The following is a 14,696-nucleotide window of genomic DNA, read 5'->3' as shown; positions in this document are numbered from 1 at the left end:
TCGTCGACGATGGGCGCGAGATCGGGTTGCTCTGGCTGCAGCCACATCTTTCGCAAAGTGTCGGAAATGATGGCTTCCACGCTGGCCGATATCCTCGCACGCCGCGCGCCATTCGTCCGAGGAAGAAGCGACGAGACACGGCGGTCCTCCCGATACCGGGCGAGGTGATTGTAGACCTGACGCGTCGAAAGGCGCAGTTCCACCGCTGCCCGGCTGACAGCCTCCCGCATCGGCAAGTCGCCATCGAGAACCCGGTCAAGTTCGCGAGCGATCCGAACCGCCTTCGACCAAGCCTCGTCTGAAGCGCGGTAAGCTGCCCGCTCCAAAGGCCGATCTTTGCTGAGTGCTGTCATGCCGCCGTGCCCTTCAAAACCTATTGAAGTCCATAATGAAATTGAAATCGCAAAGCAGAAACCCGCGCCACTTCCGGAGGTACCTTGCGGAAATCATGTGAAAACCACGCAGTGAAATCGTGAAGAAAAAGCGACAGGCATTCGAAGACGATCTATGGTTTCTGCCCGGCCCGATCGAAGCAGATCCCGACGATCTGCCGCCCGAGCCAGGGGCGGAACCCCGGGAAACAGAGGTTCTCGTTGACTGGCGGAGGGCTGAGGCGGGCCATGCCGCGCGCCTCGCCCGCGTTGCAGGCAGGCTCGGTGTGCTAGACGAGCGGCTGAAGCGGGGCCCGGAGGGCTGGCGGCACAGGCTCGCCATGATTGAAGCGGCCGACCTGAGTTGGTTCGCGGGTGACCGCATCGGGCCGGATCGGCTCGCGCTCTGGACCTCCATGCGCCTGTCCAGCGTTCAGGACGACACGGCTGCGCTGGCGCGTGTCGGATGGGCGGTGCGGCGGCTGACGGGTGGGCCGGGACCAGAGCAGGATCTTTCTGCCTTCCTCGACCGCCGCGACCCCGAGCGCTTGGATGATGAGGCCGAACCATTCGCGGACCGTGCTGGCAGTTGGCTAGATCTGATGGCGCAGGCAACTGATCTTCACCCGATCACCCGCGCTTGCATGGGCTTTCACCTCTGGAGCCTTGCCGGCCTTGCGCAACATGGCGACAAGCTGGAGGCCGCGCTTACGGCCGCACGAATCGCTGCCAGCGATTGCAAAGGTGCAGTTTTTGCACCGCTGGCCATCGGCGGGGCAGGGGGTCTGCGCGCCGGCGGCCCGCCAACGGAACGCCTAACGCGATGGCTCGAGGGGATGGAGACTGCAGCGCTGACCGCGATGCGGCACCTGGACGCCATCGAGGCGTGGGCCGAGCGCGCAAGAGCTGAGATGACCCCGCTCTCGGGCAAAACTCCACCTGCACTGAGCGCATTGTTTGCGGAGTGGCCTTTGGTATCTGCCCCAATGGCGGCAGCCTTGACGAGGGCTAGCCGCGCCGCGATCCAGCGTAATCTTGCGTGGATGGAAGCGCATGGCTTAGTCCGCGAGGTAACCGGGCAAGGACGCTACCGAATGTGGAAAGCCGCAAGTTGAACGGAGACGCTTCCTCGCGTCCTATTCGGCCTGCTTCGCGATTGACTTAACAAATTGGATGGCACTCTACAGAATACAACCTATTAGAGGTTGCGTGAAGCAATGCGCATCCTCGTATAACTCATTGAAATATGCGTGCGATGGATCAGCGCGGCGGATCGGACGTCGCCAATCGCCAGGGCGCGCAGGACTTCGTCGATCTCGTCTGCAAAGATCCGCACTTCTGCAGCCACGTCAATGCGCGCGGCTGCCATGGATTTCAGCCAGATCCGGGCGGTCTGCAGGAACAGACGCTCGCAGATCTCGCGCAGCGGAAGGTTCGAGGTGATGCCGTGGAATTCGTGGAAGAACTCCATGTTCAGTTCCCCAAAGCGCCGGGCGTCGGGCGCATTGGCCAACGCGCGAACCTCGGCCGACAGCAGCTGCAAACGGTCCCACAGGGCGGGGTCGAGCGGGTTCGGGCCAAGGACCCCCAGAAGCTCGGCCAGTTCCATTCGCAGCTGATAGGTCTGTTCCAGCGCCTCGATGTCGACATCGGTGACAAAGGTCCCGACACCATGCACCGACTGCAACAGGCCTTCGCCTTCCAGCCGGACCAGAACCCGACGCAAGGGTGTGCGGCTGGTCCCGAACTCTGCTGCCAGATCCTCCTCTGACAACCGGGTGCCGGGGGGATAGTCCAGAACACAGATGCGATTGCGCAGGACCTTGTGCATCCTGTCAAAGCGGTCGCGGGCGGTGGGCAGGCTTTCGGCTGGAAAGTTCATGGCACCCTCATCTCGTCTGGCGTGTCACGATATAGACCCCAACGGCTGACAAGGCCAATCCGGCAAGCGCCAGGGGACGCAGGGGTTCGTCCAGCAGCGCCCATGCAAGGGCCATCGCAAGCGGCGGCACGAGATACATCAGCGCCGAAATCCGCGTGGCATCGCCGCGCGCGATCATGGCGATGTAAAGCGAAATCGAGATCAGCGAATTGCCCAGGACCAGCCAGACCAGCGCGACGATCAGGCCCGGCTGCCAGTCGATCGACAGGCTTTCAGTGGCCACGGCCACCGGGGCAACCAGCGTGAAGCCCACGGCATATTGAACCAGCCCTCCGGCCACCGGGTCGGTCTTGCGGCCCAGGGCCTTTTCGAACAGCGTGGCCCCGCTGATCCCGGCCAGAGCCCCAAGTGCCAGAAGCGCCGCGCCAATCGGGCTTGGACCCAGCGACCCCTCGGACCAGACCGCCAGCAGGACGCCACAAAAGCCGATCCCCAGCCCCGACCACAGAAGAAGTCCCCCGCGCTTGCCGCCGATCAGTGGCGATGCGGCGGCGACAAGGGCGGGCTGCAGCGCCATGATGATGGCGGTGGTCCCGGCGTTCATCCCCTGCTTCATCGCCAGATAGGCCAGGCCGAAATAGACGCCCTGAATAAGAAACCCCGTCACCGCCACCGCTGCCCAATGCCGTGCGCCCACCGGCCATTGCGGTCGCAGCAGCAGGGCAAGGGGGACCAGCACCACCACCGCCAACCCATAGCGCAGGGCCAGAAGGGTCATCGGTTCGGCATGTTGCAGGCCCAGCTTGGCAAAGCCATAACCCCCCGACCACAGGATCAGAAAGACAAAGGGGGCGGCTCGCCAGAAGGCAGTCATGGGGCGACCTGAAGCCGGTCTCCCAGGCGTTCCAGAAAGCGGATGCCCTCGGCCAGTTGCTCCAGTGCGATGAATTCGTCGGGTTTGTGGGCCTGTTCGATCGAGCCGGGGCCGCAGATCACCGCCTGCATGCCCATGGCCTGAAAGATCCCCGCCTCGGTGCCAAAGGGCACCAGGCCCGCGCCGTTGGCCCCGGTCAGCGCCAGCGCGATCTCGCGCGCCTCGTTCTCGCTGGTCGGAATCAGCCCATCCACCTCGCCGATCACTTCGGTGATGATATCGGCCATGGGGGCCACCGCGCGCATCCCCGGCAGCAGGTGGTGGGTGCAGAATTCATGCAGGTCGGCCTTGACCAGATCGGCGTCGCCGGGCTGGGCCGGGCGCATTTCCCAGTCCACCCGCGCCTTTCCGGCGATGACGTTATGGGCCACACCGCCGACCAGCGCGCCGGTGTTGATCGTGGTCCAGGGCGGCTCGAACCGGCTGTCGGGGGGGGCGAGGGCCTTCAGAGCCTCGCGCAGCTCCAGCAGCCGGGCGACATAGCGCACCGCATATTCCACCGCATTCACCCCGCGTTCGGGGGCCGAACCGTGACCCTCAAGCCCGGTGAAATGCACCGAATATTCGTAGCAGCCCTTGTGCCCCTCGATCACCCGCATCAGCGTCGGCTCGCCAATGATGGCGACGCGCGGCTTCACCCCGCGCGCCTGCAGAAGCGGGGCCAGCGCTTGCGCACCCAGACAGCCGATCTCTTCGTCATGGGTAACGGCGAAATGGATCGGCCGGGCGATGGCCTTTTGCGCATAGACGGGCGCCAACGCCACGGCGGCAGCGATAAAGCCCTTCATGTCACAGGTGCCGCGCCCGTAAAGCCGCCCGTCGCGTTCCACCATCGCCCAGGGGTCAGAGGTCCAGGCCTGATCGGCCACCGGCACCACGTCGGAATGGCCGGACAGAAGGATGCCGCCGTCGATGTCGGGGCCGATGGTGGCAAAGAGATTGGCCTTGCCGCCACTGGGATCGCGGAACACCTCGACCCGCGCCCCGGCGTCGGCCAGCAGGCCTGCCAGATGCTCGATCAGCGCCAGATTGCTGTCGGCCGAAACCGTGGGATAGGCAATCAGCTGGCCCAGAATCTCGCGGGTGCGGGTCATGTGGTCCAAGGCTTACTCCTTGACGAACAGTTTGCGTTCGACCTGGCACAGCGCCTGGGCCGGGCCGGTGTCGCCGATCAGGATGGTTTCGGTGGTCTCCAACCCCCAGCTGTCCATCCAGAGCGCGGGCATGAAGTGAAAGACCATGCCGGGTTGCAGAACCGTCTCGTCCTCGGTGCGGATCGAGGCGGTGCGTTCGCCCCAATCGGGCGGATAGGACAGGCCGATCGGATAGCCCATCCGGCCCTCGCGGTGGATGCCGTATTTCTTCAGCACATCCATGAAGGCCTGGGCGATGTCGCGGGTCTGGTTGCCCGCGCGGGCGGCGGCAAGGCCGGCCTCGATCCCTTCGATCTGCGCCTCTTCGGCGCGGCGCATCTCGGCGGGGGGCTGGCCCAGATAGACGGTCCGGCAGAGCGGAGCATGGTAGCGACGATAGCAGCCCGACAGTTCGAAGAACGTCGCCTCGCCCGCCTTCATCGGCGCGCCGTTCCAGGTCAGATGCGCGGCGGTGGCGTCCATGCCCGATGGCGTCAGCGGCACGATGGCGGGATAGTCGCCCCAATCCTCGCCCACGCCGATCAGCCCGGCGCGGGAGATCTCGGCCACCAGTTCGTTCTTGCGCAGGCCCGGGCGCGACAGGTCGATGGCCGTCCGCACGATCTTTTCGGAAATCGCGGCGGCCTTGCGGATGAAGACGATCTCTTCGGCCGATTTCACCAGGCGCTGCCAGTTCACCAAAGCGGTGGCATCGACAAGCGTTGCCTTTGAAAGCTCCGAACCCAGCACCGCATGCGCCTTGGCCGAGTAGTAGTAATTCTCCATCTCCACCCCGACGCGGGCCTGTTCCAGCCCCATGTCGCGCAGGATGCGGGCAAGGTCCTGCATCGGGTGGCGCACGGTCGACTGCACATAGCTGTCGGCATAGCCGTGGATCGAAGGCGGGGCGATCCAGCAGGTGCGCAAGGCACCAAGGCTGTCCATGTGGCGACCCCACCAATGCGGCTCGCCTTCCATCGTCAGGATGACGCCCTGGTGGACGTAGAACGACCAGCCATCATAGCCCGTCAGCCAGGCCTGGTTTGACGGGTCGGTGACAAAGATCGCGTCCAGGCCCGCCTTGGCCATCGCGGCACGGGTCAGGGCGATTCGGCGGTCATATTCAGCTTGGCTGAAAGGGGCATTCTGCGGGGTCATGATTTCTCACTGGGGTGGCAGGTTGTATACAAGACTAGGGACAGAGTTCGGAATTTTGCAAGCAATAATCCACTTACCCGTCATTTTGCGGCAAAATCGCTTGACACAGTTTGAAGACTTCTTGTGTTGTATACAACAGGCGGAGAAATCCATGAACAACCCACCGCCAAACAGGAGGATCCGATATGAAGATGTCTACCCTGACGACGACGGCGCTGGCCGGTCTTTGGCTTGGCGTTTCGGCCATTGCCGCCCTGGCAGGCCCGCTGGAAGACCGCTTCGCAGCGGGCGACACCATCCGCATCGGCTTTGCCAATGAAATCCCGTTTGCCTATCCGGGCGAGGATGGCACCCCCAAGGGCTTTGTGAATGCCGCGGTGATCGGCGTGCTGGCCAAGATGGGCTATACCAACATCGAGACCGTCGAGACCGAGTGGGGCGGGCTGATCCCCGGCCTGAACGCAGGCCAGTTCGACATCATCACCGGGGGCATGAACATCCTGGCTGCGCGCTGCGAGAACATCGCCTTTTCCGAGCCGATGGCCAAGATCGGCGACGGGTTCATCGTGGCTCCGGGCAACCCCAAGGGCATCCAGACCTACACCGACGTCAAGGACAAGGCCGTGATGCTGGTGACGGGGGCGGGCTATTCCAACATCGACGCCGCAAAGGCTGCGGGCGTGACAGAAGATCAGATCATGATCGTCCCCGGCCCGACCGAGATTCTTGCGGCCGTCACCGCTGGCCGGGCCGATGCCGGGACCGGCACCTATCCGACGATGAAACAGCTGGCCGACAGCTCCGGCGGCGCAGTCGAAATCGTCGATCCGTCCGCCATGCCGGAAGAGTCGTTCAACTGGGCCGGCGTGGGCTTCCGCAAGGAAGACCAGGACTTCCTTGACCGGTTCAACGCGGCGCAGAAAGACTATCTCGGCTCGCCCGAAATGCTGGCTGCGGTGGCTGAGTACGGCTACTCGGAAGCCATGCTGCCCGGCGACAAGACGACGGAATGGGTCTGCGCGAACCGCTAGGCACCCAACATGCGGGGTCGGACGTTCCGGCCCCGCCCTTTCGCATAACCAAGGGGTAGACCGGCGATGTGGGAGTTCCTGCAAACCTATGGCCCAAGGCTGCTTGACGGCGCGCTGGTCACCTGTGCCCAGTTCATTCTTGCCGCCCTTGTCGCCTGCGTAGCGGCACTTGCGGCAGGACTTGGCCGCCTGTCGTCCCTGTGGCCGGTCCGCAGCCTTTCGGTCGTCTACATCGAACTTTTCCGGGGCACGTCGCTTCTGGTCCAGCTGTACTGGATTTTCTTCGTCCTGCCCCTGTTCGGGATCAGCCTGCCAAAATTCGAGGCCGGGTTCCTGTCTGTCGGCCTGAACGTCGGGGCCTATGGCGCCGAGATCGTGCGCGGCGCGATCCAGGCCGTCCCGCGCGGACAGTGGGAGGCGGGGTATGCCCTGTCGATGTCGCCCGCCAAGCGGATGCGGCGGATCATCCTGCCGCAGGCGCTGGTGCTGATGCTGCCGCCCTGGGGCAACCTGATGATCGAGCTTTTGAAGGGCACCGCCCTTGTCGCGCTGATCGCCGTGCCCGACCTGATGTTCGTGGCCAAGCAGATCAACGGCGCCACCTTCCGGTCGGCCGAGGCGTTCGGCGCGGCGCTTGTCATCTACTACCTTCTGGCCCGGGTGCTGATCACCCCCGCGATGCGCGGGCTGGAACGGGCCATGGCGCGGAGGCTTGGCCGGGCATGACCTTTGACTGGAACTGGGAATTCGCCATCGAAATCCTGCCGCGCCTGCTGCGGGCCACGATCAACACCCTGATCGCGGCCGGGGTGGGCTATGGGATCGCCATGATCCTGGGGCTGGTCTTCGCGCTGGCGCTGCGCAGCTCCGGTCGCCTGCCGCGCACCCTGTTGCGCGAGGTGCTGGAGTTCATCCGTTCGACCCCTCTGGTCGTGCAGATCTTCTTCATCTTCTACGTCGGCCCGCAGGTCGGCATCACGCTGTCGCCCTGGGTCGCCGGGATGATCGCCATCGGCCTGCACTATTCGGCCTATCTGGCCGAGGTTTACCGCGCCGGAATCGAAGCCGTGCCGCGCGGCCAGTGGGAATCCTGCCGCGCCCTGAACCTGACCACCCGCGACAGCTATGTGCGCATCATTCTGCCGCAGGCCTTGCCGCATGCCGTGCCGGGCATGGGCAATTATCTGGTCGGCATCTTCAAGGACACGCCGATGCTGTCGGTGATCGGGGTGACCGAACTGATGCAGGCCGCCAATTCCATCGGCTCGGAAACCTACCGCTTTCTTGAGCCTTACACGCTGGTCGGTCTGATCTTTCTTGCGCTGTCGCTGCCCACGGCAGGTCTTGTCCGCCTGGGCGAACGTCGGCTGCGCCGCAAACTGGGGCTTTGAGTCATGGATCTGTCCGCCTATCCCTTGGAACTGCCCGAAAGCGACCGCCCGATGGTGCGCTTCATGAACGTGACCAAAAGCTATGGCTCGCTGGTCGTGCTGGACAGCCTGAACCTGGACATCCAGCGAGGCGAGATGGTGTCGGTGATCGGTCCGTCGGGTTCGGGCAAGACCACGGTCCTGCGCATGCTGATGACGCTGGAGACGATCAATGACGGCGTGATCTATGTCGATGGCAAGCCCCTGACCCACATGGTCCGAAACGGGCGTCTGGTCCCCGCAGACGAGGCGCATCTGCGGCGGATGCGGGCCTCGATCGGCATGTGTTTCCAGCATTTCAACCTGTTTCCGCACATGACCGCGCTGCAGAACTGCATGGAAGGTCCGGTGCAGGTGCTGGGCCTGCCCAAGGCCGAGGCGCGGGCACGGGCCGAGGAACTTCTGGCGATGGTCGGCATGATCGACAAGAAGGACCAGCACCCCTCGCGCCTGTCCGGGGGTCAGCAGCAGCGCGTGGCGATTGCCCGCGCACTGGCGATGCGGCCGCGCATCATGCTGTTTGACGAGGTGACCTCGGCGCTTGACCCCGAGGTGATCGGCGAGGTGACGCAGGTCATTCGCAAGCTGGTGGCCGAACATGATCTGACCATGCTGATGGTCACACACCAGATGGGCTTTGCCCGCGACATCTCGGACCGGATCTGTTTCTTCTACAAGGGTCGGATCGAGGAACAGGCCGCACCCGAGCAGTTCTTCACCAACCCGCAGCGGGAACGGACGCAGCAATTCCTGCGGGCGGTCAAGGATGCCGATTAAGCCGCTGACGCTGGCCGATGTGCTGGCTGCGGCCAAGGTGATCCGGGGCCGGGCCGACGGCACACCGCTGGTGCCGTCGCAAATCCCCGGCCTGGGGCAAGAGATGCTGCTCAAGCTTGAAACCACGCAACCGATGGGCGCGTTCAAGCTGCGAGGGGCGCTGACTGCGCTGGCCGCCCTGCCGCCCGACGCGCCGGGGGTGGTGTGCTGTTCCACCGGCAACCACGGTCGCGCCATCGCCTATCCCGCCCGCGAGATGGGCCTGCGTGCCGTGGTCTGCATGTCGGCGCTTGTGCCTGCCGCCAAGGTCGCGGGCATCCGCGCCCTTGGGGCCGAGGTGCGGATCATCGGCCGGTCACAGGACGATGCCGCCAAAGAAAGCCGGGCGCTTGTGGCGACCGAGGGGCTGGTGGAAATCCCGCCCTTTGACGATGCCCGTGTCATCGCCGGGCAGGGGACCATCGGGCTGGAACTTCTGGCCGCCCGGCCTGACCTGTCCACGCTGCTTCTACCGCTGTCAGGCGGGGGCCTTGCCGCCGGAGTGGCGCTGGCCGCCAAGGCGATCAAGCCCGGCCTGCGCGTCATCGGCATCTCGATGGAACGCGGCGCGGCGATGCAGGCGTCCATTGCAGCGGGTCATCCGGTGGCGGTGACGGAATACCCGTCGCTGGCCGACAGTCTGGGCGGTGGGATTGGGTTGCAGAACCGGCTGACCTTGGCGCTCTGCCGCGATCTTCTGGACGAGGTTGTGCTTGTGGACGAGGTGGCAATCCGCGACGCCATGCAGGCGCTGTTCTTCCATGACCGCATGGTGGCCGAGGGCAGCGCGGTCGTGGGACTGGCGGCGGTGATGACGGGGGCCGTGCGGCTTGGTGGGCCTGCGGCAACCATCCTGACCGGGCGCAACACCGACATGACCAGCTTTGCCGATATCGTCGCGGGGCGCGACCTGCAGATCGGCGACATTTTCCTGAAGGGCAGACCCTATGGCGCATGACATCCAGATCGTCACCGAGGCCGAACTGCGCCGGATCGTCGCGCTTGACCTGACCACGGTAGACGTGATCGAGGCCGCCTTTGCCGCGCTGGCATCGGGCGGGGTGGTGATGCCGCCGATCCTGTCGATGGACCTGCCCGCAGCGCATGGCGAGGTGGATGTGAAAACCGCCTATATCCCCGGCTTTGACGGCTTTGCGATCAAGGTCAGCCCCGGCTTTTTCAACAACCCAGCCTTGGGCCTGCCCAGCCTGAACGGGCTGATGATCCTGTTCTCGGCCAAGACCGGGCTGGTGCAATCGCTGTTTCTGGACAATGGCTATCTGACCGACATCCGCACCGCCGCAGCCGGCGCGGTGGCCGCCCGCCATCTGGCACCCGAAATGGTCGAAACGGCTGGTGTCATCGGCACCGGGGTCCAGGCGCGGCTGCAGATGCAGGCGGCCCATCTGGTACGGCCCTTCCAGCGCCTGTTGGTTCATGGCCGCGATCCGGTAAAGGCCCGCGCCTGCGCCGATGATCTGGCCGCCCGTCTTGGCGTTCAGGCGCAGGCGGTCGACAGCGCGGAAACCCTTGTCCGGGCTTCGCAACTTGTGGTCACAACGACGCCCGCCCGCGCGCCGCTGATCCGCGCCGAATGGCTGCATCCGGGGCTGCATATCACCGCCATGGGCTCGGACCAGTCGGGCAAGAATGAAATCGACCCGCGTGCCCTTGCCGCCGCCGATGCCTATGTCTGCGACCGGGTAAGCCAGTGCGAAGTCTCGGGCGAGATGGAGGCGGCGCTGGCCGCCGGTCTGTGGACCAAGGGCCGCCCGGCCGAACTGGGCGAGGTCATCACCGGCGCAAGGCCTGGCCGCCACAGCCCGCAGGATGTCACGATCTGCGATCTGACCGGCACCGGCGTGCAGGATACCGCCATCGCCACTCATGTCCGCGCCCGCCACCCGCAGGCCGGCACGATCCTGCAGGCCTAGCCTATCGGCAGCGCGAACCCCGCCTTCACCCGGTCGATCACCACCATGGTCTTGAACCCCCGGATATCGGGGTTGCCATAAAAGAACCGCCGGGTGAACTGCTCGAAGTCTTCCATGTCCCGCGCCGTCACGACCAGCACGAAATCGGCGTCCCCTGTGACGTAATAGCCCGTCATGATTTCCGGCGTGGCGCGGATCGACGCCTTGAAGCGGTCGATGATATCGGCACGCTCGCGCTCCAGCGTGACATGCACCAGCGTCGTCAACTCGCGCCCGATGGCCTTTGGCGAGACGATGGACAGATCCGCCTCGATCACCTTGTCCTCGCGCAGCCGCTTCATCCGACGCTGACAGGCGGTCGGCGACAGGCCGACCATCTCGCCCAGAACCTCGCTGGATTGGCGGTTGTTCTCTTGCAGGGCGCGGAGAATCTTCAGATCAATTGCATCAAGGGTCATGCACAGCCTTCCTGTACCATTTGCCGAAATATTGCAGGATTCCTGCGCGGAATACCAGAAATACGACGTAAACCGCAGGCTCAAGCAAGTATTCTGTGCCTCACCCCTTGCCTCAGGAGCCGCAGATGGATCACAGCCTTTCCCAGATCGCCGAGATGGACCGTGCCAGCGTGCTGCATCCCTTCACCCAGGCGAAAGACTATGCCAGCGGCAAGGCGGGCGATCCGACCATTGTCACCGGCGGCAAGGGCATCCGCATTCAGGACGCCAAGGGCAACAGCTATATCGACGCTTTCGCCGGGCTTTACTGCGTCAACATCGGCTACGGCCGTGACGAGGTGGCCGATGCCATCTCCAAGCAGGCGCATCAACTGGCCTATTACCACTCTTACGCCGCGCATACGACGGACCAGCTTGCCATTCTCTCCGACCGGCTTGTCCGCATGGCGCCGGGCAAGATGAGCAAGGTGTTCTATGGCATGTCGGGGTCGGATGCCAACGAAACCCAGGCGAAACTTGTGTGGTATTACAACAACCTGCGCGGCAAGCCTGGCAAGAAGAAGATCATCTCGCGCGACCGCGGCTATCATGGCTGCTCGGTTGTATCGGGTTCGATGACCGGGATGAGCTTTTACCATGACCATATGGATCTGCCGATGGGCCTGATCCGCCATACCGGCGCGCCGCACCATTACTGGGGCGCGGAACCCGGCGAAAGCGAAGAGCAGTTCTCGGCCCGCCGCGCGGCCGAGTTGGAGGCAATGATCCTGCGCGAGGGCCCCGACACCGTGGGGGCCTTCATCGGCGAGCCGGTTCTGGGCACCGGTGGCATCACCCCGCCGCCCGCAGGCTACTGGGCGGCCATTCAGGCGGTGCTGCGCAAATATGATGTGCTTTTGATCGCTGACGAAGTGGTGACGGGCTTTGGCCGCACCGGCGTGCTGTTTGGTTGCACCAAATACGACATCGAGCCTGACCTCATTACCGTCGCCAAGGGCCTGACCTCGGCCTATGTACCGCTGTCGGCGGCCATCATCGGCGAAAAGGTCTACAAGGTGATCGAAGACGGGGCCGACAAGGTCGGTGCCTTCAGCCACGGCTACACCTATTCGGGCCACCCGATTGGCGTGGCCTGCGCCAATGCCGTGCTGGATATTGTCGAGCGTGAGGACCTGCCCGGCAATGCCCGCACCACCGGCGCTTATTTCCAGGACCGGCTGCGGCAGGTCTTTGCGCAGCTTCCCATCGTCGGCGAAGTGCGCGGCGTCGGGTTGATGGCGGCGCTTGAATTCGTGGCCGACCGGGACAAGAAGCAGCGCTTCGATCCGGCCCTGAAAGTCGGCGCCAAGATCTCGGCAGCGGCCCGGGCGCGCGGCCTGATTGCCCGCGCCATGCCGCATGGCGACATTCTGGGTTTCGCCCCGCCCTTGGTCACGACCCGCGAGGAGGTGGACGCCATTGTGGACATCGCCGAAGCGGCCGTGCGCGAGGTGATGGACCAGTTGACCCGCGAGAAGGCCGTGGCCTGACCACGCAACCGACGCGCTGGATCACCAAAAGGCGCCGCGACCCGATCCTGTCGCGGCCCACTTCCGCCATAATGCCGGTCTCGCCGCAGCTGGAGCGCTGTGCCGCGCAGACTTACAGACGACAGGACAGCCTCAGATGATCGCGCTGCTAAGCACAAATTCGGCCGAAGCCGCCACCTGCCAAGTCATGAACCCTTTTGACGGGACGGTCACTGGACAGGTGACCGTGGCACGTCCGGAAGACCTGCCGGAGATCATGGCCCGGGCTGCCCAAGGGCAGTCTATCGCGCGCGCGCTGCCACGTCACCGTCGCGCTCATATCCTCGAAACCGCCGCAGCCCTGGTTCAGGCAAGGGCTGAAAACTTCGCGTGCCAGATCACCGCCGAGGCCGGCAAGACAATTCGTCAGGCCCGAAAAGAGGTCGCACGCTGCATCAATACGCTGAAACTCTCGGCCGAAGAGGCAAAGCGCGGGGCCGGCGAAGTCATTCCCTTCGATGCCTATGCCGGTTCGGAAAACCGGATGGGCTGGTTCACGCGCGAGCCCCTGGGGATCATCCTCGCCATTACCCCGTTCAATGATCCGCTCAATCTGGTGGCGCACAAGCTTGGCCCAGCCATCGCCGGGGGGAATTCCATCATTCTGAAACCTTCGGAACTTGCACCGCTGTCCGCCCTGGCCCTTGTGGAGGTGCTGATCGAAGCCGGGCTGCCAACCGAGGTCGTGACGCCGGTCGTCGGTGGTCCCGACCTTGGCAAGGCGCTGGTTGCGGCGCGACCGATCCGCATGATCTCGTTCACCGGCGGCTTCGGGACCGGCGAAGCGATCTCTCGCCTGGCGGGGCTGAAGAAGCTTGCCATGGACCTTGGAGGCAATGCGCCCGTCATCGTCATGGCCGATGCGGCTTTGGACCTCGCGGTCGAGGCCTGCGTTTCGGGGGCGTTCTGGGCGGCGGGGCAGAACTGCATCGGCACCCAGCGCATGCTGATCCAGCGCCCGGTCTACGACGCCTTCCGGGCGGCCTTTGTCGCCCAGACCGAAACCTTGCGCACTGGCGACCCGCAGGACGAGGCGACCGATGTCGGCCCGATGATCACCGAAGCGGCGGCGATGGGTGCCGAACAGCTTGTCAGTCGGGCGCTGAACGCCGGGGCGCGGGTGTTGACCGGCCATCGGCGCGCAGGTGCGCTGTACCACCCCACGATCCTGGAGGCCGTCCCGCATGACGCCGCGCTTTGGTGCGACGAGGCCTTTGCCCCGGTGGTGACGCTGGAACCGTTCGACAGTTTCGACCAGGCCATTGATCTGGCCAATGCGGTCGATTTCAGCCTGCACGCCGGGATCTTCACCTCGCGCCTCGACATTGCGCTGGACGCCTCCAGCCGGATCGAGGCGGGCGGGGTGATGGTGAACGACTCCTCGGACTACCGCTTTGACGCCATGCCGTTCGGCGGGTTCAAGTATGGCAGCCTTGGCCGCGAAGGCGTGCGCTTTGCTTACGAGGAGATGACGCAAGCAAAGGTCGTCTGCATCAACCGTCAGTAAACACTGCATTTACTGGGATTATCTCGTGTCGCGTAGCCCTTAAATGCGGTATACGAAAGTCAACAAAGGGAGTGGACAAAACATGGGGGTCGTCGTCGGTGATCTGGCCTGTGCTAAGGTAAGCTCTTTGTATGGGGGGCTGCCATGGACGTACGGATTACAATCGAAACTACCTTCGACAACGGGGAGAAGCGCACTCATCAGCTTGACGGCATTTCTCGACCCTATCGGGTGACCTGTCCAGACGGGATCGGGTTGCGCCTTGAGGATGGGAAGAGGGTTGTCGAACAGATTCAGCGGGCAATTCTTTGCGATCAGGTTGAGGAAATCATCCGAGAAAGCCGCGTATGCCCGGATTGCGCCTCGGTTCGTGCCATTCATGACTATCGCACGCGCGATCTCGACACGCTCTTTGGGCGGGTTCGGGTCAAAGCCGCGCGCATGCGCCGCTGTTCGTGTGATGCCAGGTCAGCG

Annotated in this window: 15 protein-coding genes and 1 pseudogene; 10 read left to right on the top strand and 6 right to left on the bottom strand. The window is 64.3% G+C overall.

Annotated elements, in window-relative coordinates:
* On the bottom strand, positions 1 to 353 hold a 353-nt coding region (locus tag U1E69_RS05710; RefSeq protein WP_322243398.1), incomplete at its 3' end, for a helix-turn-helix domain-containing protein.
* A gap of 119 nt (positions 354 to 472) precedes the next feature.
* On the opposite strand from U1E69_RS05710, the gene U1E69_RS05705 reads away from it, so the two are divergent.
* Positions 473 to 1,486, top strand: coding sequence for a helix-turn-helix domain-containing protein (locus U1E69_RS05705; protein ID WP_322243397.1), 1,014 nt, complete (start codon positions 473 to 475; stop codon positions 1,484 to 1,486).
* An 83-nt stretch (positions 1,487 to 1,569) separates the two neighbouring features.
* On the opposite strand, the gene U1E69_RS05700 is transcribed toward U1E69_RS05705, so the two are convergent.
* The 4 genes from U1E69_RS05700 to U1E69_RS05685 are packed head-to-tail and all read right to left on the bottom strand — an operon-like array spanning position 1,570 to position 5,478.
* The gene (locus U1E69_RS05700; protein WP_322243396.1) at positions 1,570 to 2,253 is read right to left on the bottom strand and encodes a GntR family transcriptional regulator; all 684 of its coding nucleotides are present in this window, start codon (positions 2,251 to 2,253) and stop codon (positions 1,570 to 1,572) included.
* Positions 2,254 to 2,260: 7 nt separating this feature from the next.
* Entirely contained in the window at positions 2,261 to 3,127 is an 867-nt protein-coding gene (locus U1E69_RS05695) for a DMT family transporter (protein WP_267635544.1), read from the bottom strand.
* The gene (gene argE / locus U1E69_RS05690) at positions 3,124 to 4,281 is read right to left on the bottom strand and encodes an acetylornithine deacetylase (RefSeq protein WP_322243399.1); all 1,158 of its coding nucleotides are present in this window, start codon (positions 4,279 to 4,281) and stop codon (positions 3,124 to 3,126) included. The genes U1E69_RS05695 and argE overlap by 4 nt, the downstream gene beginning before the upstream one ends.
* A 12-nt stretch (positions 4,282 to 4,293) precedes the next feature.
* Positions 4,294 to 5,478 carry a M24 family metallopeptidase gene (locus U1E69_RS05685; protein WP_305545320.1) on the bottom strand — a complete coding sequence of 395 codons (1,185 nt, stop codon included), beginning with the start codon at positions 5,476 to 5,478 and terminating at the stop codon, positions 4,294 to 4,296.
* A 185-nt stretch (positions 5,479 to 5,663) separates the two neighbouring features.
* On the opposite strand from U1E69_RS05685, the gene ehuB reads away from it, so the two are divergent.
* The 6 genes from ehuB (at position 5,664) to U1E69_RS05655 (ending at position 10,689) form a co-directional block, all read left to right on the top strand.
* Entirely contained in the window at positions 5,664 to 6,509 is an 846-nt protein-coding gene (gene ehuB, locus U1E69_RS05680; protein WP_322243395.1) for an ectoine/hydroxyectoine ABC transporter substrate-binding protein EhuB, read from the top strand.
* Between the two features lie 66 nt (positions 6,510 to 6,575).
* Positions 6,576 to 7,235 carry an ectoine/hydroxyectoine ABC transporter permease subunit EhuC gene (gene ehuC / locus U1E69_RS05675; protein WP_305545325.1) on the top strand — a complete coding sequence of 220 codons (660 nt, stop codon included), beginning with the start codon at positions 6,576 to 6,578 and terminating at the stop codon, positions 7,233 to 7,235.
* Positions 7,232 to 7,900: an ectoine/hydroxyectoine ABC transporter permease subunit EhuD gene (gene ehuD / locus U1E69_RS05670; protein ID WP_305545328.1), complete on the top strand. Its 669-nt coding sequence runs from the start codon at positions 7,232 to 7,234 to the stop codon at positions 7,898 to 7,900. The genes ehuC and ehuD overlap by 4 nt, the downstream gene beginning before the upstream one ends.
* Positions 7,901 to 7,903: 3 nt before the next feature.
* The gene (gene ehuA, locus U1E69_RS05665; RefSeq protein ID WP_305545331.1) at positions 7,904 to 8,716 is read left to right on the top strand and encodes an ectoine/hydroxyectoine ABC transporter ATP-binding protein EhuA; all 813 of its coding nucleotides are present in this window, start codon (positions 7,904 to 7,906) and stop codon (positions 8,714 to 8,716) included.
* Complete coding sequence (eutB, locus tag U1E69_RS05660) at positions 8,706 to 9,713, top strand: hydroxyectoine utilization dehydratase EutB (RefSeq protein ID WP_322243394.1); 1,008 nt, start codon at positions 8,706 to 8,708, stop codon at positions 9,711 to 9,713. Before ehuA ends, eutB begins: the two co-directional genes overlap by 11 nt.
* Positions 9,703 to 10,689: a cyclodeaminase gene (locus U1E69_RS05655; protein ID WP_267635534.1), complete on the top strand. Its 987-nt coding sequence runs from the start codon at positions 9,703 to 9,705 to the stop codon at positions 10,687 to 10,689. Before eutB ends, U1E69_RS05655 begins: the two co-directional genes overlap by 11 nt.
* On the opposite strand, the gene U1E69_RS05650 is transcribed toward U1E69_RS05655, so the two are convergent.
* Complete coding sequence (locus tag U1E69_RS05650; protein ID WP_305545336.1) at positions 10,686 to 11,147, bottom strand: Lrp/AsnC family transcriptional regulator; 462 nt, start codon at positions 11,145 to 11,147, stop codon at positions 10,686 to 10,688. The two genes, U1E69_RS05655 and U1E69_RS05650, sit on opposite strands and share 4 nt — an antisense overlap.
* Before the next feature lie 125 nt (positions 11,148 to 11,272).
* Between U1E69_RS05650 and U1E69_RS05645 the strand changes: the two genes are divergently transcribed.
* The 3 genes and pseudogenes from U1E69_RS05645 to U1E69_RS05635 all read left to right on the top strand — a co-directional run.
* Positions 11,273 to 12,676 carry an aspartate aminotransferase family protein gene (locus U1E69_RS05645; protein ID WP_322243393.1) on the top strand — a complete coding sequence of 468 codons (1,404 nt, stop codon included), beginning with the start codon at positions 11,273 to 11,275 and terminating at the stop codon, positions 12,674 to 12,676.
* A gap of 136 nt (positions 12,677 to 12,812) precedes the next feature.
* Positions 12,813 to 14,222: an aldehyde dehydrogenase family protein gene (locus tag U1E69_RS05640; protein WP_322243392.1), complete on the top strand. Its 1,410-nt coding sequence runs from the start codon at positions 12,813 to 12,815 to the stop codon at positions 14,220 to 14,222.
* Positions 14,223 to 14,366: 144 nt separating this feature from the next.
* A pseudogene (locus U1E69_RS05635) lies at positions 14,367 to 14,696 on the top strand (ISKra4 family transposase); the annotation flags it as partial.

It is taken from the genome of Tabrizicola sp., assembly GCF_034366665.1.
GTDB lineage: Bacteria > Pseudomonadota > Alphaproteobacteria > Rhodobacterales > Rhodobacteraceae > Tabrizicola.
This window is presented reverse-complemented; position numbering and strand designations above follow the sequence as displayed.